Origin of the sequence: Roseomonas sp. 18066 (genome assembly GCF_902706185.1) — a bacterium.
Taxonomy (GTDB): Bacteria; Pseudomonadota; Alphaproteobacteria; order Acetobacterales; family Acetobacteraceae; genus Pseudoroseomonas.
Window position 1 is genome coordinate 1 of sequence record NZ_CACSJM010000088.1, and the last position, 25,321, is coordinate 25,321.

Genomic DNA, 25,321 nt, shown 5'->3' on the forward strand with positions numbered 1-25,321 from the left:
GGCCACCACCTGCCGCCCGCCGAAGTAGAACAGATAGATCACCAGCAGGTCGGGGATGCCGCGCAGGATGACGGTATAGGCCTCGGCCACCGCGCGGGCCGGGCGGTTGCCGCCGATCTTCGCCCAGGCGCAGAGCGTGCCCAGCACCACGCCCAGCAGGAAGGCGGTGACGGAGACCGCCACCGTCACCCCGGCAGCGCGCAGCAGCACCGGCCCCCAGCCTTCCGGCCCGAAGCCGAGCAGCTCCCAGTCGTATTCCATCAGCTCAGGTGGCGGGGGTGATGTCGGTCTCGAACCACTGCAGCGACAGCTTCTTCAGCGTGCCGTCGGCGATGGCGGCCTGCATGGCGCCGTCCAGCAGGGTCTTCAGCTCCGGATCGGTCTTGCGCAACCCGATGGCGGCGCCGCGCCCCAGCACGCCGCCGCCGAAGGTGAAGCCGCTCTGCAGCGCCTCGCCGCGGGCGCGCTTGACGAAGGCGGCCATGTTGGAGGTCGAGGCCATCACCGCGTCGACGCGGCCGGCGCGCAGGTCGAGATAGGTGTCGCCGCCGGCCTGGTAGGTGCGGATGGTCACCGCGTCCTTCAGATAGGTGGTCAGGAAGTCGGCCTGGATGGTCGAGACCTGCACCGCCACCGTCTTGCCGCGCAGCGCCTCGGCCAGCGCCGCGATCGCCGCCTTGGTCGCGGCCTCGTCGGTCAGGCCGATGCGGGTGCCGGTGCCGGGCAGGCCGTTCGGCGCCGTGCTCTTCATGGTGACGAAGCCGGAGGTGCCGGCGGTGTAGGGCACGGTGAAGGCGATCGCCTCCTCCCGCTTCGGCGTGATCGAGATGCCGTCGATGACGGCGTCGTACTTGCCGTCGACCAGGCCGGGGATCATGCCGGCCCAGTCCTGCGCCACCAGGTCCATGCGGATCTTCAGCCGCGCCGACAGGTCCTTCAGCAGGTCGGGCTCGAAGCCGATGATGCGGCCGTCGGGCGCGGTCTGGTTGTAGGGGGGGAAGGCGCCTTCGGTGGCGAAGCGGATCACCGACCACTCCTTGGCCCGCAGGAGGCGCGGCATGGCGAGCAGGCCGCCGGCGGCGAGGCCGGCGCGGAGGAAGGTCTGGCGGGTGATGGTCATGCGACGGTTTCCCTCAGGCGGGCGGTGGGGGTCAGGACAGCAGGTCGACGGCCAGCCGGGCGAGCGCGGTGGCGCCCAGCCCGATGCTGCCCTCGTCCGGCTGGTAGTTCGAATTGTGCACGCGGTCGTCGCGCCCGGGCTGGCCGGCGCCGACATAGAGCTGCAGCCCGGGCATGCGCTCGGTGAAGTAGGAAAAATCCTCGGCGCCGAAGCTGCGGCCGGGCTCCAGCCGCGGCGCCGTGCCGAATTGCGCGGCCAGCGATTGCATCGCGCGGGCGACCAGCGCCGGGTCGTTCATCAGCGGCGGCACGCCGCGCAGATAGTCGATGTCGACGGCGACATTCTGCGCCAGGGCGACGCCCTGGCAGACGCGGCGCAGCCCGGCCTCGGCGCGGTCGCGCGCCGCCGGCGAGCGGGACCGCACGGTGCCGCGGAACAGGCAGCTGTCGGGGATGATGTTGTGGGTGCTGCCGCCGGCGATATGGCCCACCGTCAGCACCGCGGATTCGGCCGGGTTCATCTCGCGCGAGATCACCGTCTGCAGCCCGGCGACCATCAGCGCCGCGGCGACGATCGGGTCGGCGGCGGCATGCGGGCGGGCGGCATGGCCGGAGGTGCCGCGCACCGTGACCTCGAAATCGTCGCAGGCGGCGGTGCTGGCGCCCTGGGTCAGGCCGAAGCTGCCCACCGGCATCTCGGGGCGGTTGTGCAGGGTCAGCGCCATGTCGGCGCCATCCGCCGCGCCATCGGCGATCATCGCCTCGGCGCCGCTCTCGGAGGTCTCCTCGGCCGGCTGGAATACCAGGCGGATGCTGCCGCGCAGCCGCGGCGCCTCGGCCAGCAGGGCGGCGGCGACGCCCAGCAGGGTCGCGGTGTGCAGGTCATGGCCGCAGGCATGCATGCGGCCGGGGATGCTGCTGGCATAGGGCAGGCCGGTCAGCTCCTGCATCGGCAGGGCGTCCATGTCGGCGCGGATCAGCAGGCAGGGGCCGGGGGCGCCGCCCTCGATCTCGGCGACGACGCCGGTGCGGCCGATGCCGGTGCGCGGCGCCAGGCCCAGCCGGCGCAGCTCGTCCGCCACGATGCCGGCGGTGCGCACCGTCTCGAAGCCGAGCTCCGGATGGGCATGCAGGTCGCGCCGGATCGCGGTCAGCGCCGGCTCGATGGCCGCCACGCGCGCGCGCAGCGACGGGCCGGGATCGTTGGGAAGATCGGGCTGGGACATGGGGTGGCGCGGCCTTGCCGGACAGAACGACGACGGTTCTGTGACATGGGCGGGACCGGTGCACAAGCCACCATCGAGGATCGACAATCGACAAGCCACGCCCTATCCCCGCCGGCAGGAGATCCGCGCCATGGCCCGCCCCCCGCATCCCGCCACCCGCCTCGCCGGCCTCGGCCACTATACCGACCCGGCCAGCGGCAGCCTGGTGCCGCCGATCCAGCCCGGGGTCACCGGGCTGGGCCATGGCCCGGCCGGGCTGCCCGACATGGCCGGCTTCTATGCCCGCTCCGGCAATGCCGCCGCCGGCCTGGCCGAGGAGCTGCTGGCCGGGCTGGAAGGCGCCGCGGCCTGCGCCTGCTTCGGCGCCGGCGCCGCGGCGGCCCAGGCGGTGCTGGCCGGGCTGCGGCCGGGCGCGCATCTGCTGCTGGAGGCCGCCGGCTACTACGAGTTCCGCGCGGTGATTGCCCGCTTCTGCGCCCGCTGGGGCGTGGCCGTCAGCCTGGTCGAGATGACGGACCTCGCCGCCGTCGCCGCCGCGCTGCGCCCGGGGGCGACCCGGCTGGTCTGGGCCGAGCTGCCGACCAACCCGCTGTGGCGGGTGCCCGATATCGCGGGGCTGGCCGGGCTGGCCCAGGGGGCCGGGGCGAAGCTGCTGGTCGATGCCACGGTGGCGACGCCGGTGCTGGCCCGGCCGATCGCGCTGGGCGCCGACTGGGTGCTGCATTCGGCGACCAAATACCTGAACGGCCATGGCGACCTGACCGCCGGCGCGCTGTCCTGCGCGCAAGTCGACGCCGACTGGGAGGAGCTCCTCCGCCACCGCACCGCGGCGGGGACGGTGCTGCCGCCCTTCGAGGCCTGGCTGCTGCTGCGCGGCATGCGGACTTTGGCACTGCGGGTCGAGACCGCCAGCCGCACGGCGCTACGGCTGGCGGAATGGCTGGAGGCGCAGCCGGCGGTCAGCGCGGTGCATTACCCGGGGCTGCCCGGCCATCCGCAGCATGCCCTGGCCCGCGCCCAGCTGCAGGGCGGCTTCGGCGCCATGCTGTCCTTCCAGCTGGCCGGCGGGCGGGCGGCGGCGCTGCGGGTCGCGGCGGCGACGGCGGTGTTCCGCCGCGCGACCTCGCTGGGCTCGACCGAAAGCCTGGTCGAGCACCGGCGCAGCACCGAGGGCGCGGGCTCGCTCTGCCCCGACGACCTGCTGCGCCTGTCCATCGGCATCGAGCATGCCGAGGACCTGCAGGACGACCTGGCCGCGGCGCTGGCCGCGGCCTGAGGCGTCACCAGTCGGCGCGCAGCAGCCGCAGCTGCTCGGCCAGGCGGTTGCGGCAGCGGCGCGCCTCGACCGCGGCCTGCTGCCAGGCGTCGGTGTCGGGCTCGGCGCCGGCCAGGCGGTGCAGCGGGCGCAGCGCGGGCGAGGCGGGCAGCGGCAGCGCCGCGTCATGCGCGAAGCGGTCGCCGGTGGTCTGCTCCAGCGGCACCAGGCTGCGCGACAGCCGCATCAGCGCCGCGTCGCGATCCGCTTCCGGCAGGCTGGCCACCGCCTCGGCACGGTCGCGCAGGGCGCGCGCCTCGGAGAGCAACGCCGACAGGTCGAGCGCCTCGCCGAGCTTCGCCGCCAGCCCCTCCACCTCGGCGACAAATGCAGAAGAGTTGCCGCGATAGTCGAGCGGCAGCACGGCATCGCTCAGCAGCCGCCACAGCGCATGGGCATAGACGCGGGTGTCGCGGACCAGCAGCGTCTCGTCGATCTTGTCCAGCAGGTCGTCCGGCGTGTGCCACCACCAGCCGAGCGCGTTGCGCATGGCGACGCCGCCGGGCGCCTGCTCGCTGAGCGTGGTGAACAGGCTCGGCAGGCCGATGCCGTGGAAGGACTGGTCGGCATTGCGCGCCGGCCGCTTGCCACCAAAGGACTGGCCCCCCTCGGCCTGCAGCGCCGCCTCGGCGAGGCCGGCCAATTCCGGGCTGGCGGGGGCATTCGACAACAGGGTCGCGCCGACGCCGCCGGTGGAATCGATGTTCACATGCACGGCGCAGCGGCGGTCGAGCTCCTGCCAGTGCTGGTCGGCATACCAGGCGGAGCCGGAATAGCGCCCCTGGGAATGGCCGGACCAGAAGCACAGGCGCAGCCCGCGCTTCCAGCCGGCGCGGTGCTGCGCGACCAGGCGGGCGGCCTCCAGCATCGAGGCGTTCGCGGCGCCATTGTCCATCACGCCCTCGTACCAGGTGTCGTGATGGCCGGAGAACAGGATGAAGGGCGCGGCATCGCCGGCGGGCGAGTCCAGCTCGGCGACCAGGATCGGCGTCGGGCGCCAGCCGGCATCGATCGCGGCCTCGATCACCACCTCGGGCGCCTCGCCCTCGGCCAGGCGGGCGATCAGCGCCTCGCCCTCGGCCCGGTTGATGCTGGCGGCCACGGTGCGCGGCAACTGAGAGAAAGTTTCGGGCGAGGGGCTGCCCCAGAGCGGCGAGATGCACATCTCGTGGATATGCTCATGCGGGCTGACATGCAGCTGCGCCAGCGCCCCGGCCCGGGCGGCGCGGGCGGCGGCGGCGGGGCTGGCGATGCCCTCGACCAGCAGGATGCAGCCGGCGAGGTCCCGTCCCGCGAAATCCGCCTCGGTGCCGGCGCCCAGATGCATCAGCCTTCCCCGCGCGCCGCCCGGCGACGAGGCCAGCGCCATCGAATGGGTGATGGCCTTCACCGCGCGGCCGTCGACCGTGACGCGGCAGGCGCCGGGCAGGCTGACATAGGCGTCGTGCATGACCATGCGCGTGGCGTAGCCATAGGAAGCAAGGCGGGTCTTCAGCCCCTCGAGGCTGTCCAGCTCCGGCGGCGTGCCGGACAGCTTCACGAAGCGCGCTAGGTGGCGCAGCGTGTCCATCAGCGTCGGGCCGTCGACGCCGGCGGCCAGATCCTTGGCGGTGGTCATGCCAGCTCTCCCAGCTCTTCGGCGAGGCCTTCGCCGATCTTTCGCTCGCCGCGCTCGACCGAGGCGATCAGCGCCACCAGCTTGTCGACCAGCGGCGTCGGCAGGCCGTGGCGGCGCGCCGCCGCCTGCATCGGCGCCAGCTGCGCCCCGGCATCGGTAGGGCGCTGGCGCACCGCCAGGTCGCGCCAGATGCCGCTATGCGACTTGGCCGAGCCGCGGTTGTACGTCTCCATGATCGCCATGGAAGCCTGGATCGCCGCCTCGTCGCCCTTCAGGAAGGCGGCCGGGTCGAAGCCGTTGAAGCCGAGCGGAGACACGCCCTCGGCACGGGCGATGGTCAGCACCTCGCGCACCAGGGCGCGCAGCATCTTTGCCCGCGCCGGGTCGGCGATGTAGTCGGCGATGGAGTCGTTGGTGAGCGCCGAGGACTTCAGGATGGCGCCGTACCCCCCCTTCCCCCACAAATACCCGAAGATATTGTCGCTGAGCACGGCGTCCGCGTCGAATTGCAGCATCAGCTGGTGCAGCGCGGTGATGCGCGGCGTGGTGGCGCCGTCGAGCTCGCCCACCACCACGGCGCCGCGGCCGCCATAGGTGATGCGGCCGGGGGCGATGTAGTCGGCGCCGAAATTGACGAAGGCGCCGATGGTGCGGGCGCGGCCGACCACCTCGGCGATGATCAGCTCGTTCAGCCCGTTCTGGCAGGAGACGACGGCGCCGTCCTCGGCCAGGTAGGGCAGCAGCGCGCGCGTCGCCGCCTCGGTGTGATGCGCCTTGACCGCCAGCAGGATCAGGCGGTGCTGCCCGGTCATCTGCGCCGGCGTCACCGCGCGGGCCGGCACGGTGAAGGCCGCGACCGGGCCGTCGATGGTCAGGCCGTCCGCGTTGATGGCGGCGACGTGCTCGTCGACCACGTCGACGAAGGTCACGGCATGGCCGGCGCGGAGCAGATGCGCGCCGATGGTGCCGCCAATCGCCCCGGCCCCCCAGACAATGATGGATTCCGGAACCAATCCCGTCATGGCGCGCTTCCCCTGCTGCAGCCTCCCGCTCTGCACCCGGCGGGAATGTCCGTCAATCCGGTGAATTTCGTCTGACAAAATGATTGACACCTGTCGGACGAATGGCGAGGCTCCCGCCATGTCCGCCGCGCTGCCCTTCCAGACCCTGCCTGTTTCCGACAGGCAGAACGACAGGCCTGACGATGCCGAGGCCCCCGCCAGCGTGCGCGCGGCCGTGGCCTGTCAGTTGCGCCAGGCGATCGTCTCCGGCCGCTACCGCGCCGGGCAGCGCCTGCCGGAGCGCGAGCTTTGCGCCGTGACCGGTGCCGCCCGCAGCTCGGTGCGCGAGGCGCTGCGCCAGCTGGAGGCCGAGGGGCTGGTCAGCATCATCCCGCATCGCGGCCCCGTGGTGCGCCCCCTGCCGCTGGAGGAGGCGCGCCAGACCTATGCCGCCCGCGCCCTGCTGGAGGGGCATGTCGGCCGGCTCTGCGCGCTGCACCGGACGCCGGCGCAGCTGGCCGCGCTGGACGCCGCCATGGATGCCATGGAGGCGGCGGCCAAGGTCGTCGACGGGCCGCGGGTGATCGCCGCCAATGCCGCCTTCTACGCCGCCATGACCGAGGCCGCCGGCAATGCGGTGATCGCCGGCCTGCTGAAGGCGATCCACAACCGCCTGGCGCTGGGCCGGCTGAGCGGGGTGCTCTGGCCCGGCCGCCTGACCGAGAGCATGGCCGAGAACCGCGCCATCCTGGCCGCCATCCGCGCCGGCGACGCCGCCGCGGCGGAAGCCGCCTGCATCCATCATATCGAGGCCTCGGCCGCCATCGCCCTGGTCATCCTGGCCGCGCGGCATGGCCAGGACGAGGCGGTCCTGCCCCAGGGGTCAAAGCCGTGAATCTGGATTTTTCGGGCCGCGTCGTCGCGGTCACCGGTGCCGCTGCCGGCATCGGCCGCGCCGTCGCCCAGTCCTTCGCCGCCCGCGGCGCGAAAGTCTTCGCCACCGACATCGACGCGGCGTTGCTGGCGGAGACGGCGGCGGGCCATGCCGGCATCGCCGCCGCCGTGGTCGACCTGCGCGACCGCGCCGCCGCCGCCCGCTGGATCGCGGACGTCGAGGCGGCTGCCGGCGCCGCCATCGGCATCCTGGTCAACAATGCCGGCGGCACGCTGGGGCAGCAGCAGAGCCCGGTGGAGGAGGTCGAGGACGCCGCCTGGGACGCCATCTTCGACGTCAACCTGCATGCCGCCTTCGCCCTCTGCCGCGCCGCGGCGCCGGCGATGAAGCGGGCCGGCGCGGGGCGCATCGTCAATATCAGCTCGGGCGCCGGGCTGCGGCCGTCGCGCACCGGCATCCAGGCCTATACGACCGCCAAGCATGCGGTGATCGGCCTGACCCGGCAGCTGGCGCATGAGCTCGGGCCGCATGGCGTCACCGTCAACGCCATCGCGCCGGGGCTGATGCTGACCGGCGTGCCCGCCGTCGTCCGGCAATGGGAAGGCTATGGCGCCGAGGGCCAGCAGCGCGTGCTGGACGGCATCCCGCTGCGCCGCATGGGCACCGCCCAGGACATCGCCGACAGCGTGCTGTTCTTCGCCTCCGACCTCGCCAGCTTCGTCACCGGCCAGGTGCTGCCGGTCAATGGCGGCTCGCACTAAGCCGCCACGCCAAGGATTTTTTTCGACATGACCATGCTGAACACCCGCCGCGGGCTGCTGGCCCTCACCGCCGCCGGCCTCGCCATGCCGCAGATCAGCCGGGCGCAGTCTTGGCCGTCGCGGCCGATCCGCGTCATCGTGCCCTTCGCCACCGGCGGCGGCACCGACGTCACCATGCGCATGCTGGCGCCGAAGATCTCCGAGATCCTCGGCCAGTCCGTCGTGATCGAGAACCGGCCCGGCGCGGGCAGCACCGTCGGCACCGATTTCGTCGCCAAGTCGGCCCCCGACGGCTCGACCTTCGTGCTCGCCACGCTGTCCTCCACCGGCATCGCGGTCGGCCTCTACGCCAACCTGCCCTATGATCCGATCAAGGATCTGGCCGCCATCGCGCCGACGGTCTTCATCCCGATCTGCCTTGGGGTGACGACGAAAGGCTGGGACGTGCGCGACCTGTCCGGCTTCGTGGCCGCCTTGAAGGCTAAGCCCAACGCCTATTCCTATGGCAGCAGCGGGGTGGGGACGACCGGCCATATCGCCAGCAGCAATTTCCTGCGCCAGGTCGGCGCGCAGGCCGAGCACGTGCCCTATCGCGGCGCCGGGCAGAGCTTCACCGCGCTGGTCTCGGGCGAGACGCAGTTCACCCACGACATCCCCAGCCTGCTGAAGCCCTTCCACGAGGCCGGTCAGGTGCGCTGCCTCTTCGTCAACACGCCGGAGCGCTCGCCGCTGATGCCCGACATGCCCACCGCCGCCGAGGTCGGGCTGCCGGACTACAAGGCCTATTCCTGGTACGGGCTGTTCGGCCCGGCCGGCACGCCGAAGCCGATCCAGGAGCGCCTGGCCGCCGCCGTCGACACGGCGCTGGCCGACCCGGCGATCAAGGCGCGCCTCGACGAGCTCGGCACCCCCGGCATGCGCGGCTACACCCCGGACCGTTTCGCGGCCTATGTGGCGGACGAGGTGAAGATCTGGGCGCCGCTGGTCAAGGCTTCCGGCGCCCGGGTGGAATAACCCGCGCGGAACCGCTATGCCGGCCGCGAAGTGAGAAGGACCCCGACGATGTTCGAGGCACGCCCCATCGCGGCCGGCAGCAAGGCCGAGTTCCACGCCGAGCTGGCGCAGCAGGCCGAGGCCCTGCTGCAGGGCGAGCGCGACATGATCGCCAATGCCGCCAATCTCTCGGCGCTGATCTTCCACAGCCTGCCCGAGTTGAACTGGGCCGGCTTCTACTTCCTGCGCGAGGGCGGCGAGCTGGTGCTCGGCCCCTTCCAGGGCAAGCCCGCCTGCGTCCGCATCGCCCGTGGCCGCGGCGTCTGCGGTGCCGCCGCCGAGCGTGGCGCCTCGGTCCTGGTGCCCGATGTGCACGCCTTCCCCGGCCATATCGCCTGCGACGCCGCGTCGCGGGCCGAGCTGGTGGTGCCGGTGATCGGGAAGAGCGGCGTCATCGGCGTGCTCGACCTCGACAGCCCGCTGCCCGACCGCTTCGACGCCGAGGACCAGGCCGGGATCGAGAAGCTGGCGGCGATCTTCGTGGCCGCCAGCGAGCTGTAGCTCAACCTTCGACCTCGATCTTCGCCGCCGAGATCACGCCCTTCCACAGATCGACCTCGCGCTGCAGGAACGGCGCGAAGTCGCGCTCCGGCAGGGGCGCGGCGGTGAAGCCGGAGGTGGCATAGGCGTCGCGCACCTTCGGCAAGGCCAGCGCCCTGGTCGCCTCTTCCTCCAGCCGCGCCAGGATGGCCGGCGGCAGGTTCGGCGGCGCCACCAGCCCGTACCAGTTGCTGACATTGAACTCGCCGGCGCGGCCGTTCAGCACGGGGGTGGCCGGGCTGCGCGGCCAGGGCTCGGCGGTGGAAATGGCCAGCAGCTTCAGCACGCCCTGGTCGACCATCGGCCAGACGGCGGCATCGCTGAAGCCGACATCGACCGTGCCGGCCGCCAGATCCGCCAGCAGCGGCGCCGTGCCGCGATAGGGGATATGCAGCATGTCGGTGCCGAGCCGCAGGTTCAGCAGTTCCATCGCCAGATGCGGGCTGGAGCCGATGCCGCCCGAGCCGAAGCGCACCGCTTGCGGCTGCGCCTTGGCCCAGGCCAGGAAGGCGCCGAGATCGGCCGCCGGCAGGTCTTTCCGCGCCACGAGCAGCAGCGGGCTGGTGGTCAACCGGCTGACATGGGTCATGGTCAGCGGCGTGTAGGGGGTGCGGCGCAGCAGCGGGCCGATGGTGACATTGCCGGCGCTGGTGATGCCGAGCGTGGTGCCGTCGGGCGCCGCGCGAAACACCTGCTCGATGCCCAGCGCCCCGGCGGCGCCGGCCTTGTTCTCGACGACGACGGGCTGGCCGAAGACCGGGGCCCAGGCATCGGCCAGCACGCGGCCGACCAGGTCGACGCCGCCGCCCGCCGGAAAGGGCACGATGATACGGATCGGCCGGTCCGGCTGCCAGCCGGTGGCGGCAGCCGCGCCGCGCAGGAGGAAGGGCGTGGCGAGCAGCCCGAGCGCCGCGCGCCGCGGAAGGGGGGAGATCATGGCCAGGGGCTCCGGGGGCTCAGGCTTCGGGAAGCGCGGTCGTGCCGCGCGAGAGGCGTTCGGGGCGCGCCAGGCCGAGATGCTCGCGCAGCGTCGTGCCGCTGTACTCGGTGCGGAACAACCCGCGGCGCTGCAGCTCCGGCACGACGAGCTCGGTGAAGGCGCGGAAGCCGGCGGGGAAGGTCGGCGGCATGACGTTGAAGCCGTCGGCGCCGCGGCCCTCGAACCATTCCTGCATGCGGTCGGCAACCTCGCTGTAGCTCCCGACGATCATGTGGTGGCCGCGCGAGACGGCGATGCGCTCATAGAGCTGCCGGATGGTCAGGTTCTCGCGCTTGGCGAGATCGGCGATGACCTTCAGCCGCGCCTTGCCGACATCGGTGTCCGGCAGCGCCGGCAGCGGCCCGTCGACATCGAACTTGGAAAAGTCGAAGCCGCCGGTGAGGAAGGACAGCAGCGACAGCCCCACATCCGGATGCAGCAGCTTTTGCAGCTCGGCCATCTGGTCTTCCGCCTCGGTGCGGGTGCGGCCGACAACGGGGAAGAAACCGGGAAGAACCTTGACGGCTTCGGCATCGCGGCCGGCGGCGGTCAGCCGCGCCTTGATATCGGCATAGAAGGCCTGCGCTTCCGGCAGCGTCTGGCTGACCGAGAAAATAACCTCGGCGAGGCGCGCGGCCAGGTCGCGGCCGGCTTCCGACCCGCCGGCCTGCACCAGCACCGGGTGGCCCTGCGGCGGCCGCGCCAGGTTCAACGGGCCGCGCACGGCGAAGTCCTCGCCGCGGTGGTTCAGGACATCGAGCTTGGCGGCATCGAAATAGACGCCCGACTCCGCATCGCGTTCGAAGGCGTCATCCGCGAAGGAATCCCAGAGGCCCTTGGTGACCTCGACGAACTCGGCGGCGCGGCGATAGCGGTCGGCATGCGCCAGGTGGCTGTCGCGGCCGAAATTCCAGGCCTCGTTGGCGTTGGAGGTGGTGACGATGTTCCACCCCGCCCGGCCGCCCGACAGATGGTCCAGCGTGCCGAAGCTGCGCGCGGTGTGGTAGGGCTCCGCATAGGTGGTGGAGCCCGTCGCGACCAGGCCGATCCGCTCGGTCACCATCGACAGCGCCGAGAGCAGCGCGATCGGCTCGAAGATATTGGTGCGGCTGGTGCGGCGCACCGCCGGCCAGTCGGTCTGGGTGACGCAGTTGTTGTCGGCCAGGAACAGCATGTCGAAACGCGCCGCCTCGGCCAGGCGCGCCATCTCGGCATAGTGGCGGATGCTGACCGGCGCATCGGCCTGCGCGCCGGGATGCCGCCAGCCGGCGATGTGATGGCCGGTGGACAGCAGGAAAAGGCCAAGGCGCATCTGGCGCGGGGCAGAAGACATTCAACGGTTCCCGGACGGTCATCCAGCCGACGTCCCCGTTCCCCCGGCCAGGCTTTCAATGTGCCGGCCTATTTGACGGGAGGGTATGGTGGGGGCACCCATTTGACAACACCGCCGGCCTGTTGCGCGCCGCGCAAGCGCGTTCCGCAATTCACGCTGCACGAAATTTCGCAACGGGCCGCGGCAGCCATGTTCCTGGCGGCGTGCTGCTTGGCACGGCCGTGGCGAGCACGTCGACCACCGGCCAGACGGCGCCGCTGACGCCGCCGCGGATCGGGGCGAAGACGGGCCGATCCTGGCCGCCGCCCAGGCCTTGCAGGGGCCGCGATGGTGCTGCGCAGGCTCTGCCCGGGCCCGGGAGTCCCGGCGGCATCGTCGGGGCGAAAGCGGCCCTGCTGCCCCGGCGGCGCTGCGCCAGGCCGCCGCTCGCGTTTTTGTCGATCGGATTCTCGCAAGACGAGCCCTGCTGCCGTGACCGGTGCCGGTTGCGCTGCAGCAAGTGCCGCGACTGAGTCGTGACGCGGAAAATCGCGGCGCGGCGCCGCGGCGCGGGCCAGTTTCGGCTGGCTCCTGCGCATCGGATCTCGCATGGTCTCCGCTTGATCACGGAAACAGGAGAGCGGGCATGACGCAGGGCCGGGACCACCTCCCGCAACGGGATCTGGCGACCGCCCTGGCAGAGGACCCGCCGTCGCGTGCCGCGCCTGTCCTCATCGACTTCGACCACACGCTGCTGGCGGCGAACAGCACGGAGCTGTTCATCCTGTCCTGCCGGCCGCACTGGATGGCAGCGGCCATCGATTTCGTGGTGCGCGATTGCATTCCATGGCGGATGACCGGCCTGCCGCATTGGTTCCGGCTGCGCGACTATATGTGCTGCCTGATGCTGGCGCTGCTGATGCCCTGGACCATCCTGGCCTGGAGGCGGCGCGCGCCGGCGCTGTTCGCGGCCCAGGCCAGCGACAGCGTGGCCGAGGCGCTGGCGCCGATCGAGGCGGCGCGCTGCGTCATCGTCAGCTTCGGCATGGCCTGGCTGATCCGGCCCATGCTGCGCGGCAGCCGATGGGAAGCGGCCGAGCTGATGGCGACGCCGCTGAAGCCGGCCCGGCGTAATTTCTCGCGCGGCAAGCTGGCGCTGCTCGATGCGCGCTTCGGCCGCCGGGCGGTGGCCGAGGCGACGGCCATCTCTGATTCCCTCGACGACCGCGACCTGCTGCTGGCGGCGCGCCAGGGCATCCTGATCCCGCCGCAGGGCGAGGCCGTCGCCGCCGCCGAGCGCCGCTACTTCCCTCTGCGCTACAGCATCCGGGCCAAGTACGGGCTGCTGCACATGCTGGACAAGGTGCTGCTGGTCGACTTCGCCATCCTGCTGCTCGGCACCTCGCGCGACCTCGACGACCTGCTGCGGCATGCCATCAGCATTCCCTTCCTGCTGCTGTCGCTGCATTGCGTCTACGAGATGGGCTATTTCGAGAACGACATGGTGGCGGCCAAGCGCGAGGCCAAGCCGACGCTGAGCAAGGAGGCCGCCCGCTTCCGCGACTATCCGATCCAGCCGGCGGGCTGGGTCTGGGCGATCGGCCTCGGCCTGCTGGGCTGCCTGGCGGCGGCCTATACCCGCTCCACCTCCAGCCTGGCGCTGCTGCCGGCGATCACCGCCTGGGCGATCCTGCTGGTGCTGCTGCGGCTGGCCTTCCACGCCTACAACCAGCAGCCGGTGCAGGGGCGGCTGCCGCTCTATGCCGTGCTGCAGATGATGAAGTACCTGCCGGTCTTCTTCCTGATCCACCCGACCATGATGGGCGTGCTGCTGTCGCTCAGCCAGGTCGCCATGATGTGGATCGTCTATATCGTCTATCGCAGCGGCGGCGACCACCGCGGGCTGAACAAGGAGATGATCCGCGGCCTGTTCTGGGTGGTGGGCGCCGGGCTGCTGGCCACCACCGGCCGCTACAGCCTGTGGGGCAGCCTGCTGCCGGTCGGGCTGATGCTGGCCTGGTGCCTGCTGCGCCTGGCCAAGCCCCGGCTGATGGAGCTGGCCAAGCGCCGCCCGGCCCCGGCGCTGACCCGCGCCAAGTAGCCGGCTATCGCGGCAGCAGCGCCGCGAAATCGGCATCCAGCCGGGCGAGCGCGGCCGTGATCTGGCCGCGGCGCCCGGCGACCCATTTTTCCTGGTCGCTCAACGCGGTGGTCGACGCGGCCAGCATCCGTGTCATCTCGGCCGGCTGCGGCCCGCCGCTGGTCGCCCGCGCCGCAACGATCGCCGCCGGGTCCAGCGCCGCGCGGAATTCCGCCTCGGTGACCGGCAGCGCGCCGCCTTCCACCTTCATCTCGCGCAGTGTCTCGCCATAGATGCGCTGGGCCTCCGCATAGGGGAAATCGCTCGGGCGAATGTCATGCGCCTTGGCGAAGTCGACGATCTCCGACGCGAAGTGATGGCCGACGCGGAAGGGCAGCCTGTATTGCCGCATCAGCAGGTCGGCGAGCTCCTGGCTGGCGGTCCAGTCGCTGTTCAGCTCGTCCAGCGCGCGCTCCGGGCTGATCACCAGCGCGCCCAGGATGCGGTCCCATTGCTGCAGCAGCCGCACCGTGGCCCCGATCATGGCGCTGTTGTCGCGCACGCTCTTGGCGTCGGCCATGCCGGGCGGGATGTTGTGCGCCTGCATCACCCGGCCCATGGCCAGCGAGATCACCGTCGACGCCTGGCTGCGCGTGTCGTTCAGCAGGCCCGGATTGCGCTTCTGCGGCATGGCGCTGGAGACATAGGTGTTGCCGCCGCCCTCCTGCAGCAGGATCCAGGGGCGCGACTGGGCGTATTGCACCAGCACATCCTCGATGAAGCCGCCGGCATGCAGCGCGATGCCGGTGACGATGGCGCCGGCCTCCACCGGCATCTCGGCCGAGGCGATCTGGCTGGCGTCATAGGCGTTGTCGACCAGCGCGCCGAAGCCGAGATAGCCCGCCATCCGCGCCCGGTTCAGCGGCCAGCCGGTGCCGTTCAGCACGGTGGTGCCCATCGGCGAGCGGTCGACGCGGGCATAGGCCTCGCGGATGCGGTCGGCATCGCGCGTCAGCCCGGCGATATGGCCGAGCAGGTAATGGCCGTAGCTGTTCGGCTGCGCGGCGACGCCATTGGTGTAGTTCGGCACGATGGTGCCGGCATGCTGCCCGGCCAGCCGCAGCATGGTGGCCGTCGTCTTGCGCAGGGCGTCGGCCAGCTGCAGCAGGTCGTCGCGCAGGATGGCGGCGCGATAGGTCGCATGCATGTCCTGGCTGGAGCGGCCGGCATGCAGCAGCGTCGCCTCGACGCCGGCGGCCTCGATCAGCAGCGGCTCGAAGCTGATGACGGTGGATGGCCGCCGCCCGCCCGGCGCGGCGCCGGCCTTGAGCACGGCCGCCAGCCCTGCCGCGATGCGCGGCGCCACGGCGCGGTCGAGCAGGCCCTCCTCGGTGTTGATCACCGCGGTGGCCTTGTTGATCTCGCCGAGCCAGAAGAACTCGTCCTGCCGTGGCGATGCCGCCGTCCCCTGGGCTTGCGCCGCGCCGAAGCCCGCGACGAAAAGCCCCGCCGCCAGGCCCGCCTGGATCATCCGCATCTGGTCTCTCCCCGCATGGAGCGGCGAGGATAGGCTTCATGCGGCGGCTGGCAATGTCAGCGGCAGAAGACCAGCGCGGCCATGGCCAGCGGCGCCAGGAAGGGGCCGAGCGGCAGGGCGGCGACGCGCTGCCCGGCGCCGCGCAGCAGCAGCGCGCACAGCGCCAGCAGCGCCAGCGCCAGCGCCGCCGTGGCGCTGGCCAGCGCCGGCCCCAGCAGGCAGCCCAGCGCGAAGCCGAAGCGCAGGTCGCCGCCGCCGACGCGCCCGCGCGACGCGCCCCGGCGCAGCAGCCAGAAGGGCGCCGCCATCATCGCGCCGGCGACCAGCGCCAGCAGAATGTCATCGGCCGCCAGCAGCCCGAGCCCGGCCAGCAGCGCGGTCAGCGGATGCGGCAGCCGGCGCTGCGATGCATCGACCAGCGCCAGCGCGGCCAGCAGCGCCAGCACCGCGGCCAGCCAGGCCGTGTCCATCTTCAGAAGCCGCCGATCTGCACGCTGACCGTGCTCTGCGGGTCGCTGGCCAGGGCCGGGATGAAGGCCGTCAGCTGGGCGAAGGGAAATTGCGAGACATCGACGCGCACGGTGACGGCATAGCGCGTGCTGGCGCTGGCGTCGGGACCCACGGTGATGGTGCTGCGCGCCGGATCGACCAGCCCGCCATAGCTGTTGAGCACGGCGGTCGCGGCGGCGCGGGCCAGCGTCGCGCGCTGGTCGTTGGTCAGGCCGGCGACGGCGGCGCGCGCGCCTTCCCCGGCGGCGGCGGCGGCGGCGGTGCGGGCGCCGAAATGCACGCCGAAGGCGATGGTGCCGAACAGCAGGCTGAACATCAGCGTGGCGACGAGCGCGAACTCGACCGCCATGGCGCCTTCGTCATCCCGCGACGCCACGGCGCGCCGGTGCCGCGCCGGCCGCTGCGTCGCGCGGCGCAGCAGCCTTTGCACCCAGGCCAGGCGCAGGCGCCGGGAGGGATCGGCGCCGCGCAACGGGCCGGCCAGCGGGCGGCCCCGGCAGCTGCCGGGGCCATGGGCAGGAGGATGCATGACGCCAGGCCTTTCTGCCGTGGCAGGCCGGCTTCAGGTCACCGCGGCGCCGCCAAGGGCGGTCAGGATGCTGTTGAAGGTGACGCGCAGCTGCGTGCCGATCGGCGTCACGATGGTGGCGATGGCGACGGCGATGCCGGCGGCGATCAGCCCGTATTCCAGCGCCGCGGCGCCGTCCTCATCCTTCCACAGGCGGTGCATCTCAGTCAGGATCAGCTTGAACGACATGGTCTCTTTCCTTGTGTCAGCCGGCATCGATGGATCGCGCCGCCCGCCGGTCCGGCGGCGCGATGTCGCTCAGAGCACCAGGGTCGGCACGCCGCAGCGCGCGCCCTCCGGTGTCACCTCCGCGATGCCGAGCCGGAGCCCGAGCGCCGCGAGAAGATTGGCCAGCAGCGGGTCCAGCCCGCGCAGCACAGGGTCGAGCACCCCGGCCAGCGCGGCGGTCACCACCGTCGGCGTCAGCACCAGGCTGCCGCCCAGCACATTGACCGCCGCCGTGATCTGCAGATTGCCTGCGAGACCAGACAGCAGACTTCCCAGCGCGCCACCGGAAGAAATACTCTGCGGCGTGTGGGCGGCGATCTGCGCCGCGGTGAAGCGCAGCGTGCCGCTGCCCTCGGCGACCACCACCGGCGCCCGCGTCGCCGCGGTCGCGCCGATGCTGATCAGCCCGGTGTCAATCGCCAGCAGCGTCGCCGGCGCCACCGGCGGCACCGAGGCGCTGTCGGCGAAGCGCATGGCGTTGACGCTGCCCAGCTGCACGCTGGCCAGGCCGCTGCGCGCCAGCACGCTGATCGCCGTGTCGGTGACCGGGTCGTCGCCGCAGCTGACCGCGCTCAGCACGCCGCTGGCCGGCGCCACCTGCACCAGCACGCCGACATTGGCGACGGTGACGGTGCCGACCAGCGGGATGGTGATCTGCGGCAGCGCGATCTGCAGCAGCAGGCGGATCTGCGTCGTCGCCGCGCGGCTGCCGACCGGGCCCAGCACCAGGGCACCCTCGGCGGGCGGCGCCGGCGCCGTCGCCGGCGGCGCGATCGCCATCACCCGCGCCGAGATCAGCGCGCCGGCGACGGTGCCCAGCGTGGTCAGCTGCGCCGCATGGCCGCCGCCCATCACCGCCGCGGCGCGCAGCAGCTCCAGCGCCGACAGCGTCGCATTGGCGAAAGGCGTGGCCGAGACCAGGCTCGCCACCGCCTCACGCCCCTGCATGACGCCGAGGTCGATGACATCGCCGAGCAGCGCGCCGCGCGCCGCATCCGCCGTCGCCGCCAGGCTGGCCAGCGTCGCGGCGGCGGCCGGCGCGCTGGCGGCCAGCACCTGGCCGGCCGCGGTCAGCAGCACCGGCAGCGACACCCGGCTGGTCAGCAGCGCCGCATAGGTGCCGACGCCGAGCTGCAGCGCCAGCTGGTCGAGCAGCGCCACCGGGCTGAGCCGCGCCGTCGCCAGCCCGTTCCAGGCCAGCAGCGACAGGTTCAGCGAGCCGCCCAGCATGCCGCCGATCATGGCGTTCAGCAGCCCGGCATCCAGCGCCGCCGTGGTCGACGACAGGGTGAAGGCGCCGAGCTGCTGGTGCGCCGCCGTGGCGCTGACCCGCAGCGTCACACTGTCCTGCGCCAGCAGCACCCGCATCAGCCCGAGCGGCAGCACGCGCGACGCCTCGACCCGCACGGCGCCGAGCGGCGTGGCGGCGGCGCTGAATCGGCTGCCCGGCGCCGCCAGGCTGTCGTCGTAGCGGCCGGCGGTGGCGGTGAAGGCGACATCCGCCATGCCCTGGCGGCGCAGCGTGTTGCCCGCCAGCAGCGTCGCATTGGCCGGCGCCCGCACCGCGGACAGCGCCGCGGCATCGGCCGCCGCCTGCAGCGCGCGCTTGCCGAAATGCAGCGCGGTCATGTCGACCGCCAGCGCGCCGAAGCCCATCATGCTGGCCAGGCACAGCGCCGCCAGCAGGCCGACGGCGCCCGAATCATCGCCCCGCGTCATCCGGCGCGCGGCACGCTTCAGGACGGCGCGCAGCGCGGCCTCCGGGCGACGCAGGCGCGGCAGGATGGCGGGGCGCAGGCGCATCAGCGCATGCCGCCGCGGGCGGAGACCGGCGCCGCATCGGCCGGCGCCGCCATCGGCGCGGCCGGGCGCTGGCCCAGCAGGGAATCCGCCTCGCGGCCCGGCGTGCCGGGATGCGGCGCAGGCGCCGGCACGCCGGGCAGCAGCCCGAGCTGGCGAGCGATGATGGCGGCGGCGAAGCCCTCCATCGGCACGGCGGGCGCGGGCACCGGCTCGGCGGCGCGCGGCGCGGCCGCCGGCAGCAGGGCCGGCGCGGCCAGCGCCATCAGGCCGAGGATCAGATGGCGGCGAATCAGGCGGGGGCGGTTCATGCGGGCTCTCCGCGCAGCAGGGTTTCGGCGCGCCGGCGCACGGTGTCGCGCAGCCCGGTGTCGGCGATCTGCGCCAGGCGGCGCTCGGCCTCGTCGCGGCGACGGTTGGCCATCAGCACCAGGATCAGGTTGTTGCGCACCTCGCCGCTGGCCGGGTCCAGCTCCTCGGCCTGGCGCAGGCGGAACTCGGCCTCCTCGGCCTGGCCGGCGCGATACAGCGCATAGCCCAGGTTGTTCAGGTAGCGCGTGCTGGTCGGCTGCTTGGCCAGCGCGGCGGTGAAGGCGGCCACCGCCTCGGCCCAGCGGCCGCGGCGGCCGGCCAGCATGCCCAGCCCGTTCTGCGCCGGCCCGTCGTCGCCGCGGCCCAGCCGGGCGCGGAAGGTGGCCTCGGCGCGGGCATCCTCGCCGATGGCGGCCAGCGATTCGGCGCGGCGCATGCTGGTGTCGGCGGTGGCGCCGAAGCGGGTGTCGAACTCGTCGAGATGCGCCAGCGCGGCGCGGTGCAGGTCGCGCTGCTGCAGCCCGGCGATCAGGTCCAGATACAGGCCGCGCTCGCGCGGGCCGGTGCTCTCGGGGGCATTGCCGGCGGCCAGGCTGTCGCCGCCGAGGCCGAGCGTGCCGCAGCCGCTGAGCAGCAGGGCGCCGCCCAGCAGCGCGGGAAGAAGCAGGCGGTTCATCGAGGGTCCCCCGTCATGCCGGCCATCAGGCCGGAGAGCGCCGGCGCGCCCATCAGGATCAGCAGCGCGGGCAGGAAGGCGGCGACCATCACCACGGTGAGCTTCACCGCGGCCGATCCCACCTTCTCCCGCGCCTGGGCCAGGCGCTGCTCGCCGAGATCGACGGCCAGGCCGCGTAAGGGCTGGATCAGCTCGGTGCCGAAGCGCAGCGACTGGCGCACCAGCTCGGCCAGGGTCGCGGCATCGTCGATCGCCAGGCGGTGCGACAGCCGGGTCAGCGCCTGCTCCTGCGGCGTGCCGCCATCGAGCTCCTGCAGCATCAGCCGCATCGCAGGCGCCAGCGCCGGCGTCGCGGCCGGCGCCTGCTGGGCGGCGAAGCGCAGGGCCTGCTCGGTGCCGGCGCCGCCCTCGAGGCCCAGCACCATCAGGCCGATGGCGGCGGGCAGCTCGGCGCGGCGGGCGCCGGCGGCGGCCTCGGCGCGCCAGGCCAGCAGCCGGCTGGCCAGGAAGGCGGTGCCGAGCGCGCCCAGCACGAACAGCCCGGGGCCCGGCACCAGCCCGTCGAAGCGGCTGGCCAGCAGCCCGGCCGCCAGCGCCAGGCCGAGCCGGCCGATGGCGAAGAGCGAGGGCGCCGCCGGATGCAGGAAGCCGGCGCGGCGCAGCGACAGCGCCAGCTGCTCGGAGGAGGCGCCCTGGCCGATCAGCCGGCGGCCCATCGGCGCCGCCCAGCGCATCGCCAGGCGCTGCAGCGCCTCCAGCATCGGGTCGCCGGGGGCGATGGCGGCCTTGCCGGCGCCGGCATGGCGGGCCAGGCGCGCCAGCGCCCGCTCGACCCGCAGCGCGCGGCGCAGCCCGGCCAGCAGGGCGATGGCCGAGACGCCGGCGACCAGGGCCAGGCCGGTTTCGGTGGCGGCCATCAGTAGGTCACCTTGGCGATGCGCGACAGCGCGGCCAGGCCGCCCGAATACAGGCCGAGGATCAGCCAGGCGGCGCCGCGGCCGCGCTCGGGGTCGAGGAAGAAGCCGATATGCGCCGGGCTCAGCAGGCTGAGCGCGACGGTCGCCAGCGGCAGCAGCAGCGACAGGACGAGCGCGCTGGCGCGCACCTCGGCGGTGGCGCTGCGCAGCTCGCGCGCCACCCGCTGGCGGTCGCGCAGGCTCTGCGCCAGCTGGCTCAGCGTCTCGGTCAGCCGGCCGCCGAAGCGCAGCGCCGCGGCGACCGCCGCCGCCAGCAGGGAAAGATCGGAAAGCCCCTGCCGCGCCGCCAGGGCTTCGAGGGTCGGCCCCAGCGCCGCCCCATGCTGCACCCGCCGCTCGGCCAGCAAGAAGAGCTCGCGCAGCACCTCGGGGCTGGCGGCATTGGCGCGGGCCAGCGCCTGCGGCACCGAGGCGCCGGTCTGCAGATGCTGGCGCAGCCGCTCGACGAAGCCGGGCAGCGCCGCCTGCATCGCCTTGGCGCGGCGCGCCGCGCGCCAGACCGCGAAGCCGAGGCCGAGCCCGGCGCAGGCGCCGACGGCCAGGAAGGCGGGCAGCATGCCCTGCGGCGTGCCGAGCACGGCCAGCGCCGCGCCACCGCCGGCCACCGCCGCCAGGCCGGTCACGCCCAGCGCCGGGCCGGGGCGCAGGCCGGCGCGCCACAGCAGCCGCTCCAGCGGCTCCGGCAGCACGGCGTCGCGCACCGCCTCCAGCGCCAGCTCCGGCCGCTGCACGCGGGCGGTCAGCCGGGCATCGATGCGGGCCAGGCGGCGGCGGCGCTGCAGCAAAGCGGTGGCCATCAGGCCGAGGCCGCCAGCGGCCAGCAGCGAGGCGGGGCCGCGCATCAGACGTGGCTCCGCTGCGCCAGCCGCGCCGCGTAGCGCGACTGGTCGGCGATGGCGCCACGGCCCTGGCTGCTCTGGCCATGCGACCACAGCTCGTGCATCTGGTAGACGTCGCCATCGATGCCGCAGAGCTCGGCGACCTCCATGACGCGGCGCTGGCCGTCGGGGGCGCGCTGGACGCCGACGATCAGCTGCACCGAGGAGGCGACGAAGCGGCGCAGCGCCCGCGGCTCCAGCGGCAAGCCGCTGAAGCCCAGCAGCATCTCCAGGCGCCACAGCGCGTCGCGCGCCGAATTGGCGTGCAGCGTGCTCATCGAGCCGTCATGGCCGGTGCTCATCGCCTGCAGCATCTCGACCGCCTCCGGCCCGCGCACCTCGCCCAGCAGCAGCCGGTCGGGGCGCATCCGCATGGCGTTGCGGGTCAGCTCGCGGGTCGAGATCGCCTGGCGGCCGTCGAGCCCGGGCGGCCGGGTCTCGAGCCGCACCACATGCGGCTGCACCAGGCGCAGCTCGGCGGCGTCCTCGATGGTGACCAGCCGCTCGGCCGGGTCGATGGCCGCCGACAGCACGTTCAGCAGCGTGGTCTTGCCCGAGCCGGTGCCGCCGATCACCAGGATGTTCAGCCGCGCCTGCACGGCGGCGGTCAGATAGTCGAGCACGGCGCGCGGCATGGCGCCGGAGCGCACCAGGTCGATGCCCGACAGCGGCTGCCGGCGCGGCTTGCGGATCGAGATCGAGGCGCCGTCGATGGCGACCGGCGGGATGACGACGTTGACGCGCGAGCCGTCGGCCAGGCGCGCGTCGCAGAAGGGCGTCGCCTCGTCGACGCGGCGGCCGACGGCGCCGACGATGCGCTGGATCACCGCCAGCAGATGCGCGTCGTCGCGGAAGCGGGCGGCGGCCAGCTGCAGCCGGCCCTGGCGCTCGACGAAGATCTGCCGCGGGCCGTTGACCAGGATGTCGTCGACCGTGTCGTCGCTCAGCAGCGCCTCCAGCGGGCCGAGGCCGAGCAGCTCGTCCATCAGGTCCTCGGCCAGGCGCGCCCGCTCGGCGGCGTTCAGCGCGGCGCGGCTGGCCTCCAGCACGCTGGCCATCGCCGCGGTGACCTCGGTCAGCAGCGCGGCCCGCGGCAGCCGGTCGGCGGTGACGCCGCGCGCCTCCAGCCGTTCCAGCACGGCGCGGAAGGCGGCCGCCTCCAGCCCGCGATAGCTGTCGGTCAGCGCGTAGCTTTGCGTGAGGGCGTTCATGCGCGGCGGCCCCAGGGCAGGGCGAAGCGGCGGGCGGGCGGCGCCGCGGCCGGGGCGCCCAGGCGCGGCGCCAGCGCCGCCGCCATCGCCGCCATGCCGCGGTCGCGGATGACATGGCCGGCGAAGTCGCCGGCATTGGCGGCATTGGCCTCGGCGACGCGGCTCTCGGCCACCAGCACCGGGGCGCCGAGCTCCAGCTCCTCAACCAGGCGCTGCGCCGGCAGCAGGATCGCCGGCTGGTGGCGGGCGACGATGGCGACGACGCGGTCGCGCCGCGGCAGGCCGGGCTGGTCCAGCCGGCGCAGCAGGGCGGCGGCGGCGGCGGCCGAGGCCACCTCCTGCGTCATCACCAGGCCGAAGCGGCCGAGGCCGGTGGCCAGCGCCAGGCGCAGCGGGTCGGCGACGCTGCCCAGATGCAGCACCACCTCGGCATAGACGCCGCGCAGCACCAGCAGCAGGGCGCGCAGATCGGCCAGCGTCACGCCGTCCAGGTCCTCTGGCGCGCGCAGCAGGAGGGTCGCGAGGCCGCTGCGGCGCTCGCGCGGCACCGCCGAGCGCAGCAGCGCCGCGTCCAGCCGCTCGATGTCGCGCAGCGCGTCGCCGACGCCGTATTGCAGGGCCAGGTCGAAGGCGACCTCGACCGCGCCGGCGCCGGGGGCCAGGTCGAGCAGCAGCACCTCGCGCTTGCCGCGATCGGCGCGGGCGCAGGCCAGCGCCATGGCGATCTCGCGGGCGCCATCCTCGGGGCGGGCGGCCAGCAGCGCCAGGCATTCGGCCTGGCCGCCGCGCTGGGCGCCGCGCGGCGCCGCCTCCAGCCGCGGCCGCAGCGCCGCCTGCAGGCCGGGGACGCTGGTCTGGCGGTCGAGCACGTCCTGGGCGCCGGCGCGCACCGCCTCCAGCACCTGCTCCGGCGCGGTCTCGTCGCCCAGCGCCACCAGGATCGATTGCGGCAGCAGCCGGCGCAGCTGGCCGAGGCGGCCGATGAAATCCGGCGCCGCCTGGCGCTGCCGCGGGCGATAGCCCTGGGCGTCCAGCGCCGCGCCCTCGGCCACCGCGGCGGCGCCGAGGTCGCAGGCGACCAGGCCCGGTCGGATCGCCTCGACCAGGGCGAGGCCCGCCTCGCCTTCCGGCTCGGCGCGGACGATGACGGCAAGGCCGGCCAGCGCCGCCTCCAGCCGCTCGATCAGCGCGGCGTCGGCGCTCATCACCGCGACCACGGGCAGAGTGTCGCTCGCCTGCGCGACCGCCTCGACCACCGGGAGAGGCCCAGAAAGAAACGTCAACGGAGGAGGCCGAAGCGGGCGGCGGCGTCGGCCGCGGTGTTGCGCTGCAGGACCTGGTCCAGGCTGGAGGGCATCGGCGCGGAATTGCCCGGCGCGCCGGGCAGCGGCGGCAGGCTGCCGGCCTCCATCGGGCGGACCAGGCGCGGCGTCGCGATGATCACCAGCTCCTGCTGCTCGCGCTGGGCGCGGACGCGGGACAGGAAGGTGCCGATGATCGGCAGCTGGCCGAGGCCGGGCACCCGCTCGTCGAGCTGGCCGACATTGTTGAAGGTCATGCCGGCGATCATGAAGCTCTGGCCGCTGCCGAGCTCGACGGTGGTGCTGGTGCTGCGCTTGCGGAAGGCGGGGACCGAGAAGCCCTGGATGGTGACCGCGTTGGTGTAGTCGAGCTCGCTGACCTCGGGCGAGACGCGCAGCAGGATGCGGTCGCCGGCCATCACCACGGGGGCGACGTCGAGGCGCACGCCGAAGGGCTTGTAGTCGATGGTGACCGAAGCGCTGCCGCCGATGCCGGCCTGCGGCACCGGGATCGGGATCTCGCCGCCGGCCAGGAAGCTGGCCTGCTCGCCGGAGCGCACCAGCAGCACCGGCTCGGCCAGCATCTGCGCGAAGTCGGTGGACGACAGCAGCGACAGCGCGGCCAGGATGTTGTTGCGGCTGTTGCCGAGCACCAGGTTGAAGGCGGAGCCGATCGGCGCCGGCAGGCCGCCGGACAGGTCGGTGCCGCTGCCCGGCGGCAGCACGCCGCCCTGCAGGCTGCGGCCGAGCGCCTTGAAGTCGAAGCCGATGGAGCGCAGGCGCTGCGCCGAGACGGCGGCGAACTTCACCTCCACCGCCACCACCATCGGCTGGGCGATGCGCGTCATATCCACGATTTCTCCGCCACGCGGCCGCGCCAGGGCGACCAGGCGCTGATGCGCCTCCAGATCCGGCACCTCGCCGCGCAGCACGACGCGGCCGCCTTCGCTGCCGACCTGGGCGCGGCTCAGGCTGGGGTCGGACCCCGCCGCCGCCCGGGCGCCGTCGACGTCGCCGGCGACCGACAGCCGCATGCGGGTGACGTCGCGGCCGCGCCACAGCACCAGGTCGGTGCTGCCCTCGCTGAGGCCGAGGATGCGGATCTGCCGCGGCCCGGCATTGGAGACATCGGCCACCTGCGGATTGCCCAGCGCGATGCGGGTGACGCCGCTGCCGATCTCGACCACGGTCTGGCCGCCGACGGACAGAGAAATGGTCTGGCCGATCGCCGCGACCTGGCCGGTGATGGTGGGCAGCCCGTTCTGGGCCACGGCCGGCAGGGCCGCGGCGAGGCCGGCGAGCGCGGTGGCGGCCAGCAGCCCGCGGCGGAAGAACCGAAAGAAAATCATGGGGCGGAGGCTCCGGCGGCGCCGCGGATGATCACGGGGCCTTCGGCCACGCGCGGCCGCGGCGCCGCCGGAGCC

25 protein-coding genes are annotated in these 25,321 nt (G+C 73.5%); 6 read left to right on the forward strand and 19 right to left on the reverse strand.

The window, feature by feature from the left end; translation table 11 throughout:
• The 3 genes from GVN67_RS17780 to GVN67_RS17790 form a co-directional block, all read right to left on the reverse strand.
• A partial coding sequence (locus tag GVN67_RS17780) for an ABC transporter permease subunit (RefSeq protein WP_159998393.1) occupies window positions 1-261 on the reverse strand: 261 nt, incomplete at its 3' end.
• Window positions 262-265: 4 nt separating this feature from the next.
• On the reverse strand, window positions 266-1,120 hold the full coding sequence (locus GVN67_RS17785; RefSeq protein WP_159998395.1) for a transporter substrate-binding domain-containing protein: 855 nt from the start codon (window positions 1,118-1,120) through the stop codon (window positions 266-268).
• A 31-nt stretch (window positions 1,121-1,151) separates the two neighbouring features.
• The gene (locus tag GVN67_RS17790) at window positions 1,152-2,345 is read right to left on the reverse strand and encodes a M20 family metallopeptidase (protein ID WP_159998397.1); all 1,194 of its coding nucleotides are present in this window, start codon (window positions 2,343-2,345) and stop codon (window positions 1,152-1,154) included.
• A 130-nt stretch (window positions 2,346-2,475) separates the two neighbouring features.
• On the opposite strand from GVN67_RS17790, the gene GVN67_RS17795 reads away from it, so the two are divergent.
• Window positions 2,476-3,621 carry a PLP-dependent aspartate aminotransferase family protein gene (locus GVN67_RS17795; protein WP_159998399.1) on the forward strand — a complete coding sequence of 382 codons (1,146 nt, stop codon included), beginning with the start codon at window positions 2,476-2,478 and terminating at the stop codon, window positions 3,619-3,621.
• A gap of 4 nt (window positions 3,622-3,625) precedes the next feature.
• Here GVN67_RS17795 and GVN67_RS17800 read toward each other — a convergent pair whose 3' ends face one another.
• Window positions 3,626-5,278 (reverse strand): M28 family metallopeptidase, encoded by a 1,653-nt coding sequence (locus tag GVN67_RS17800; RefSeq protein ID WP_159998401.1) that lies wholly within the window; start codon window positions 5,276-5,278, stop codon window positions 3,626-3,628.
• Window positions 5,275-6,300, reverse strand: coding sequence for a ketopantoate reductase family protein (locus tag GVN67_RS17805; RefSeq protein WP_159998403.1), 1,026 nt, complete (start codon window positions 6,298-6,300; stop codon window positions 5,275-5,277). The genes GVN67_RS17800 and GVN67_RS17805 overlap by 4 nt, the downstream gene beginning before the upstream one ends.
• Window positions 6,301-6,418: 118 nt before the next feature.
• Between GVN67_RS17805 and GVN67_RS17810 the strand changes: the two genes are divergently transcribed.
• The 4 genes from GVN67_RS17810 to GVN67_RS17825 are packed head-to-tail and all read left to right on the forward strand — an operon-like array spanning window position 6,419 to window position 9,489.
• On the forward strand, window positions 6,419-7,174 hold the full coding sequence (locus GVN67_RS17810) for a GntR family transcriptional regulator (protein WP_159998405.1): 756 nt from the start codon (window positions 6,419-6,421) through the stop codon (window positions 7,172-7,174).
• Window positions 7,171-7,935: an SDR family NAD(P)-dependent oxidoreductase gene (locus GVN67_RS17815; RefSeq protein WP_159998407.1), complete on the forward strand. Its 765-nt coding sequence runs from the start codon at window positions 7,171-7,173 to the stop codon at window positions 7,933-7,935. Before GVN67_RS17810 ends, GVN67_RS17815 begins: the two co-directional genes overlap by 4 nt.
• 27 nt (window positions 7,936-7,962) lie before the next feature.
• On the forward strand, window positions 7,963-8,949 hold the full coding sequence (locus GVN67_RS17820; RefSeq protein WP_235035350.1) for a tripartite tricarboxylate transporter substrate binding protein: 987 nt from the start codon (window positions 7,963-7,965) through the stop codon (window positions 8,947-8,949).
• A gap of 48 nt (window positions 8,950-8,997) precedes the next feature.
• Window positions 8,998-9,489, forward strand: coding sequence for a GAF domain-containing protein (locus GVN67_RS17825; protein WP_159998409.1), 492 nt, complete (start codon window positions 8,998-9,000; stop codon window positions 9,487-9,489).
• 1 nt (window position 9,490) lies between these two features.
• Here GVN67_RS17825 and GVN67_RS17830 read toward each other — a convergent pair whose 3' ends face one another.
• Both GVN67_RS17830 and GVN67_RS17835 read right to left on the reverse strand, forming a co-directional pair.
• Complete coding sequence (locus GVN67_RS17830; RefSeq protein ID WP_159998411.1) at window positions 9,491-10,465, reverse strand: tripartite tricarboxylate transporter substrate binding protein; 975 nt, start codon at window positions 10,463-10,465, stop codon at window positions 9,491-9,493.
• Between the two features lie 19 nt (window positions 10,466-10,484).
• On the reverse strand, window positions 10,485-11,840 hold the full coding sequence (locus GVN67_RS17835) for an LLM class flavin-dependent oxidoreductase (protein WP_159998413.1): 1,356 nt from the start codon (window positions 11,838-11,840) through the stop codon (window positions 10,485-10,487).
• Window positions 11,841-12,465: 625 nt separating this feature from the next.
• Here GVN67_RS17835 and GVN67_RS17840 point away from each other — a divergent pair.
• Entirely contained in the window at window positions 12,466-13,920 is a 1,455-nt protein-coding gene (locus GVN67_RS17840) for a hypothetical protein (protein WP_159998415.1), read from the forward strand.
• 4 nt (window positions 13,921-13,924) lie between these two features.
• On the opposite strand, the gene GVN67_RS17845 is transcribed toward GVN67_RS17840, so the two are convergent.
• The 12 genes from GVN67_RS17845 to GVN67_RS17900 form a co-directional block, all read right to left on the reverse strand.
• A complete protein-coding gene (locus GVN67_RS17845; protein WP_159998417.1) occupies window positions 13,925-15,436 on the reverse strand; it encodes a lyase family protein in 1,512 nt (503 codons plus the stop codon).
• A 56-nt stretch (window positions 15,437-15,492) separates the two neighbouring features.
• Window positions 15,493-15,906, reverse strand: a complete 414-nt coding sequence (locus GVN67_RS17850; protein ID WP_159998419.1) for a prepilin peptidase — start codon at window positions 15,904-15,906, stop codon at window positions 15,493-15,495.
• Between the two features lie 2 nt (window positions 15,907-15,908).
• Window positions 15,909-16,475: a TadE family protein gene (locus GVN67_RS17855; RefSeq protein WP_159998421.1), complete on the reverse strand. Its 567-nt coding sequence runs from the start codon at window positions 16,473-16,475 to the stop codon at window positions 15,909-15,911.
• A gap of 33 nt (window positions 16,476-16,508) precedes the next feature.
• Complete coding sequence (locus GVN67_RS17860; RefSeq protein WP_235035351.1) at window positions 16,509-16,703, reverse strand: Flp family type IVb pilin; 195 nt, start codon at window positions 16,701-16,703, stop codon at window positions 16,509-16,511.
• A gap of 69 nt (window positions 16,704-16,772) precedes the next feature.
• On the reverse strand, window positions 16,773-18,545 hold the full coding sequence (locus tag GVN67_RS17865) for a pilus assembly protein TadG-related protein (RefSeq protein WP_159998423.1): 1,773 nt from the start codon (window positions 18,543-18,545) through the stop codon (window positions 16,773-16,775).
• Window positions 18,545-18,853, reverse strand: coding sequence for a hypothetical protein (locus tag GVN67_RS17870; RefSeq protein WP_159998425.1), 309 nt, complete (start codon window positions 18,851-18,853; stop codon window positions 18,545-18,547). The genes GVN67_RS17865 and GVN67_RS17870 overlap by 1 nt, the downstream gene beginning before the upstream one ends.
• Complete coding sequence (locus GVN67_RS17875) at window positions 18,850-19,530, reverse strand: tetratricopeptide repeat protein (RefSeq protein ID WP_159998427.1); 681 nt, start codon at window positions 19,528-19,530, stop codon at window positions 18,850-18,852. Before GVN67_RS17875 ends, GVN67_RS17870 begins: the two co-directional genes overlap by 4 nt.
• Window positions 19,527-20,447, reverse strand: coding sequence for a type II secretion system F family protein (locus GVN67_RS17880; RefSeq protein WP_159998429.1), 921 nt, complete (start codon window positions 20,445-20,447; stop codon window positions 19,527-19,529). The genes GVN67_RS17875 and GVN67_RS17880 overlap by 4 nt, the downstream gene beginning before the upstream one ends.
• Window positions 20,447-21,349, reverse strand: a complete 903-nt coding sequence (locus GVN67_RS17885; RefSeq protein WP_159998431.1) for a type II secretion system F family protein — start codon at window positions 21,347-21,349, stop codon at window positions 20,447-20,449. Before GVN67_RS17885 ends, GVN67_RS17880 begins: the two co-directional genes overlap by 1 nt.
• Window positions 21,349-22,596, reverse strand: coding sequence for a CpaF family protein (locus GVN67_RS17890; protein ID WP_159998433.1), 1,248 nt, complete (start codon window positions 22,594-22,596; stop codon window positions 21,349-21,351). Before GVN67_RS17890 ends, GVN67_RS17885 begins: the two co-directional genes overlap by 1 nt.
• A complete protein-coding gene (locus GVN67_RS17895) occupies window positions 22,593-23,852 on the reverse strand; it encodes a hypothetical protein (protein WP_159998435.1) in 1,260 nt (419 codons plus the stop codon). The genes GVN67_RS17890 and GVN67_RS17895 overlap by 4 nt, the downstream gene beginning before the upstream one ends.
• 23 nt (window positions 23,853-23,875) lie before the next feature.
• Complete coding sequence (locus GVN67_RS17900) at window positions 23,876-25,246, reverse strand: type II and III secretion system protein family protein (protein ID WP_159998437.1); 1,371 nt, start codon at window positions 25,244-25,246, stop codon at window positions 23,876-23,878.
• Between the last annotated feature and the right edge of the window lie 75 nt (window positions 25,247-25,321).